Source organism: Acidithiobacillus sp., from assembly GCF_023255755.1.
In the GTDB taxonomy this organism is placed as follows: domain Bacteria; phylum Pseudomonadota; class Gammaproteobacteria; order Acidithiobacillales; family Acidithiobacillaceae; genus Acidithiobacillus.
This window is the reverse complement of sequence record NZ_JAGDVS010000127.1, coordinates 1-5,974: the sequence shown is the minus strand read 5'-3', so window position 1 is coordinate 5,974 and position 5,974 is coordinate 1. Positions and strand designations below refer to the sequence as shown.

General features: G+C 54.3%; 2 protein-coding genes. Both read left to right on the top strand.

Annotated features, from left to right (window positions below; translation table 11 throughout):
• Positions 1-128 precede the first annotated feature (128 nt).
• A complete protein-coding gene (locus Q0C48_RS08930) occupies positions 129-4,361 on the top strand; it encodes an EAL domain-containing protein (RefSeq protein ID WP_291523543.1) in 4,233 nt (1,410 codons plus the stop codon).
• Between the two features lie 338 nt (positions 4,362-4,699).
• A partial coding sequence (gene ffh / locus Q0C48_RS08925) for a signal recognition particle protein (RefSeq protein WP_291523541.1) occupies positions 4,700-5,974 on the top strand: 1,275 nt, incomplete at its 3' end.

Below are 5,974 nucleotides of genomic sequence, written 5' to 3'. Positions count from 1 at the left end.
CTCGTAGCATTTTACATCAAAACGACGCGTGAAGCACGGGGTGGTGAACAGTTACTTTTAAAGATGCACCGAATCGCCTGTTGGGAACCCCCTCTTACGTCAAGAGAGATCATAGCTGGGTGGTCACCATGCGGGAGCGCGTTAAGGCAAGCAAAGGACATGCACTGGCCTCTATCGGCTCTCCGTTCATCCTATCAAATTTGGGCAGCATTCGCATCTCGCCGTTGATCCAGGGGGTCGTCCTGAGTTTGCCTGATGGTAAGACTGTTTCCATCTGGAAGGATGGCCACTGGAGTCCACCCGGAACCCCCTTGTCTTCGCCTGCCGGACAAATCACATTGCCGGTACCGGGTATCCCATTGATGGTCAAAGCCCAATGGGATGCGGCCACGTTGAATCATCTTTTTTGGAAGAATGAGCGACCGTATCTGCCTATTGAGTTCCTTCTTCTCCTGATCATAGCTGTCGTGTATAGGGGTACCCAGATTGCCTATAGGAATCTGATCCGCCTACAAGAATGCCAGGCGATAGCTCTCCAGGTTCAGCAGTCGCTTATCAAGCTGCAGAGTCCGGAGGAGATGTATCGGTTGGTAGTAGAAAGCATTGTGCAAAAAGCGAATGCTATCGGTGCTTATATCGCCAATCCTGATGCACACACAGAATATTTGCGGGTCACTGCGGTTTGTGCCGATGAACCTGTCTTGGAGCAATGTCTGGCGCAATTGAAGATTTCCAGGGATGCTGTAAATTTTCCCTACGGGGAGCTGATATCTAACCGCTGTTATCGGCAAAAAATCCCTTTGGGTCCGCAAGATCCGCAAGAGCATCAGGCGATGGCGGAAATTCAGAAGACCGTCCCAGCATTACAGCGTATCCGCAGAGTTATGGTGTATCCGGTGTTTGCCTGTGACTATGCAGAGCCAAGCGCGATTCTGGTAATCGCGAGTGACGACCCGAGATATTTTAATGAGGCGCTGCAAAATCTGCTGGCACAGATGGTTCAATCCATGAGTGCGGCGCTCACGCTGATCTGGAATCATCAGCAACTTATGGAAGTTTCTGAGAAAAACGAAGCACTACTGAAAAACGCGAGCGACGGCATTCACATCCTTGATGAAAACGGCGTACTCCTGGAGGCCAGTTACCAGTTTTGCGATATGTTGGGTTACGCCGGCGACGAAATGATCGGCATGCATGTAGCTCAGTGGTATGTGGAAAAAAACGCCGAAGATCTCCGGGAGACCATCGCTCAACAATTCGCCACGCAAGAGCCTCTGCGCTTTGAAGCCCGCTTTCAGCGCAAGGATGGAACCATTATTGATGTGGAGATCAATGGGTTGCCCGTTCAGATTCAGGGCCAGTGGGTATTATTTGACTCTGCCCGTGCTATTACCGAGCGCAAGGTGCTGGAAGCATCCCTGCAGCAGAGTCTGGAGCATCAGCAGCAGTTAACCAGTTTTAACATCCTGCTGAGTGAGGTGAACCAGGCGATTGCCAGAGCGGATTGTGAATCTGTATTGCTCCATAATATCTGCACGCTTGCGGTTCAGCACACCAATATGCGCCTTTTTTGGATCGGCAAACCGGATGCGCAGGGGACTTTCCAGATACTGGCCCAGGCTGGAGAAACCGCCTATCTGGAGGGAGTCCGGATATCCAGCCGTAACGATTTGCCGGAGGGTCTTGGGCCAGCGGGTAGAGTCTGGCGGAAGCCGGAAAAAATCTTTGGCTCAGCGTTTTCCATAGATTCGGATATGGTGCCTTGGCGGGAGCGTGCTGCGCGATTTGGCATTGACGCGAGCGCTACACTTCCCCTCTACCGGGGAGGCGTATTGTGGGCCCTGCTTTCTTTTTACTGTGGTAAGGAGTGCGTCTTCGACGAAGACACACGGAATATATTGGAAGCACTCGGTAGAGATATCAGTTTTGGCTTGGATCGCATTGATCTCGCGCGACAAGAACATGCGACCTCCGCCTTTAATGCAGCGTTGCTCAATAGCCTGACAGCGGGAGTGAATGTCGTGCGTTATCCCGAACGTGTGGTCGAAAGGGCTAATGCGCGAATACTGGAGATTTATGGCATCTCGTCCATGGAAGATATGGTAGGACATTCCGCATACGAGTTTCACCCGGATATGGACACCTTGCAAAAGGTCGAGGAATTATCCGGAGCAGTCCTTGCGCAGGGTAATGGTATATTGCGCGATGTACCTTATCGACGTCTGGATGGGACCGTTATTTATATCGACTTGTCCAGACAAAAAGTGCTTACGAGCGGCGGCGAGCCGGAACGGATTGTCTGGACCCATGTGGACGCCACGGAACGTCACTGGAATGAAGAGACTATCCGCCAATTGAACGCCACCCAGGAGTCTCTGCTTGCCAATACGATCACGGGTATCAATCTGGTGCAATATCCCGAGCGGATCATCCGTGAGGTGAATCAAGGATTCTTGACCATTCTGGGCTATCAGAATGCGCAGGATGTCCTCGGTCATTCTACGCAGGAGATTTATCCTAAGGGCGAGAGTAGCCAAAAAATAGCGCACCTTGCGCAGAAAATTCTGGCGCAGGGGGGCGCATCCCTGAAAGATGTTGCGGTAAAACGCAGGGATGGCCGGATGATTTATGTGGATGTGTCAGGTCAGCGGTTGATGACCGATCCTGAGCATCCGCTTATTGTTTGGACAGCGATAGATGTCACCGAGCGCCATCAGCTCATGGAGGATTTGTCTCGGCAGTCGACGACAGATTTACTGACCGCTCTCCCGAATCGTCGCGCGTTGGATTTGGAGATGGATCGTGCCATCGAGCGTGCAGATCGCAACCAAAAGCTTCTGGCCGTGTGCATGGTGGATCTGGATAGCTTCAAGCCTGTTAACGATACCCATGGTCATGAGGCCGGAGACACGGTGCTGGTGGCCTTGGGTAAACGCTTGACGGAGTCCTTGCGCAAATCCGACTTTGTCGCCCGCCTGGGAGGAGATGAATTCGTGCTGTTAATTGAAGATTTGGACCATCTGGATACCTTGGCACCCATCATGGATAAAATCGGAGATATCATTCGTGAGCCGATCCCGCTGGAAGATGGACAAATGGTGCAAGTAGGGTTGAGCATGGGGGTCGCTGTCTACCCTTTCGTGGATGGAGGCAATTCGGACATCCTCCTGCGCCTAGCCGACCAGGCACTCTATGAATCCAAGGCAAATAAAGCGGATCGCCTTCAGTTCTGGATGATCTACGGACATGAGATTTCAAAACATCTCAACGGTTATCAGAAACTGCTTCATGAGGATGGCCTTCGGGTCTTTTACCAGCCGCTTCTCGATAATCGTTCGCGCCGGGTCGTCGGTATGGAGGCCTTGGCACGTTTACAGGATGCCGATGGACGCATCATCGCACCAATGGAATTTCTGCCCCATTTCAACGAGGGCGACCTTTACGATCTGACACGGCAGGTGTTATTCCAGACTTTGGCGGATATTCAGCGCATTGATGCAGAAGGGCTTGGGGATTTGCGCCTCTGGGCTTCAGTGAACCTGCATCCCTCCTCCCTGAATGAGCGCTGTCTTGCTTGTCTGCAGGACGCCCTGGCGGAAAACCCTATAAATCCTCAGCGTATCACTTTCGAGATCCTGGAAGGTGGGGAGTTCCTGAATACCGAGGATGCCGTAGGGCAACTGGAGGATCTGCGTGCCTCAGGGGTGCGTATTGCCTTGGATGACATCGGCAGCGCCTATTCCTCGCTCCTGCGTCTGAAAGCCCTGCCGGTAGATGAAATCAAGTTGGATCAAGGTTTCGTGCGCACCTTGGAGGAGCACCCGGAAGATCTATATTTCGTGATTACGATGCAGGAACTCGCAGAAAACTTCGGGGTCAGTCTTGTAGTAGAGGGCGTGGAAACGGATGATATATTGGATGCGCTGACCATGCTGGACGTGGAAATGTTCCAGGGTTATGCCATCGCGAGGCCCCTGCCCTTAGATGCGTTGCTCCAATTCTTAAGGCATCCTCCTAAGACGCAACGCGAGCATCCAACGAGCCTTCTCGGGCTCTATGCCGAGCTAATCACCCATAACGCAGTCTTTAAAAATGCCATTCGGCACGATCCGCAGCTGGTGAGCTATATGCCTCTGGCAGATGTGAGCACTTGTCATATCACAAAGGATCTACAGCGATTAGGGATTGCAGAGGGTAGCACCATAGGCCTTCTGCATAGAGAGTATCATCGGGCTATGGTAGCCATGAATTTACGAATCATAGCCGTGCCTAAAGAGCACGACTGGAGTTCAGTGCAAACAGCAGAACGTCATCTGCTGGATGCCGTGATCGCGGAATACAAAAAAATAAAGGGCAACTAACCAAATCGCGGTTGGTTTTTCAGCGTGTACCGCCTGCCCAAAGGCTAGATGGATCTGCTTGGACCACCGCGATGAGTTTCCTAGAAAGTGAATGACCGGTTACGCTGCAAAATCGGCCATTAGTCACCTTAATCAAGCTGCGTGGCGTTCAAGCACTTGATAACAGGACCTCCCGATGCGCTTCAATCGTTTCAAGGTGCGGATGGGCCACTTCATGCCCGACTGGCGTCATCAACGGCATCAGTTCAATCCTCTGCCGGTGCGGCAGGAGGGGTGATGTCACGCATTGCGCGACCGCTCCATACAGTCCAAAATCCACCCCTACACGAGGGGGACCCATGTTTGACAATCTGACCCAGAAACTGACTCAGACCTTCAAGAACTTGCGCGGCCAGGGACGGCTGAGCGAGGATAATATCCGCGACGCACTGCGCGATGTGCGGTTGGCGCTGCTGGAGGCCGACGTAGCCCTGCCGGTAGTCAAGGACTTCATCCATAATGTCCGCGAAGAGGCTATGGGCGAAGCGGTGGTCAAGAGCCTCACGCCGGGGCAAGTCTTCGTCAAGATCGTCAATGATGAGCTGGTAAAGTTGATGGGGGCGCACAATGATCGCCTCGATCTCAGCGCCCGTCCCCCGGCGGTGATCCTGCTCGCAGGCTTGCAGGGCTCGGGTAAGACCACCACCAGTGCCAAGCTCGCCCTGTGGCTCAAGGACAAAGAAAAGAAGCGCGTGCTGATGGTCAGCACCGACGTCTACCGTCCTGCCGCCATGGAGCAGTTGGTGCATCTCGGTAAAGATATTGCGGTGGATGTGTTCCCCTCCAGCCCCGACCAGCAGCCGGTGCGCATCGCCCAGGATGCGGTGGAAGCGGCCCAGCGCGGCGTCTACGACGTACTCATCGTCGACACGGCGGGGCGTCTGCACGTGGACAGTGAGATGATGGCCGAGGCGCAGGCCCTGACCGCGGCGGTCAAACCGGTGGAACTGCTTTTCGTGGTCGATGCCATGACCGGCCAGGACGCGGTGAATACCGCCAAGGCCTTTAACGATGCCCTGCCGCTGACCGGCGTGATCCTCACCAAGGCCGATGGTGATGCCCGCGGTGGCGCAGCGCTGTCGGTGCGGGCCATTACGGGTAAACCCATCAAGTTCATCGGTATCGGTGAGAAAATTCGCAAGGGCCTGGAACCTTTCTATCCGGATCGCATGGCCTCGCGCATTCTGGGCATGGGCGACATCGTCAGCTTGGTGGAGCAGGTCCAGCAGGACGTGGACGAAGATCAGGCCCGGAAAATGACCGACAAGCTGCGCAGCGGCAAGGGCTTCGATCTGGAAGATTTCCGTGAGCAGTTGCGCCAGCTTGAGCGCATGGGCGGTATGGCCAGTATCATGGATAAGCTGCCCGGCATGGGCGAGTTGCCCGCCGAGGCGCAAAGCGCCATGCAGGATGGCAAGTCGATGCGCCGTCTGGAGGCCATGATTAATTCCATGACGCCCGGCGAACGGCGGCATCCGGACATCATCAAAGCCTCGCGACGGCGGCGGATTGCGGCAGGTTCCGGGACGACCGTCACCGCGGTCAACCACCTGCTTAAGCAGTTCGAAATGATG

Bases quoted from the DNA above. Each gene is read 5' to 3' on its own strand.
- Q0C48_RS08930 (WP_291523543.1), top strand. From the start codon at position 129: ATGCGGGAGCGCGTTAAGGCAAGCAAAGGACATGCACTGGCCTCTATC.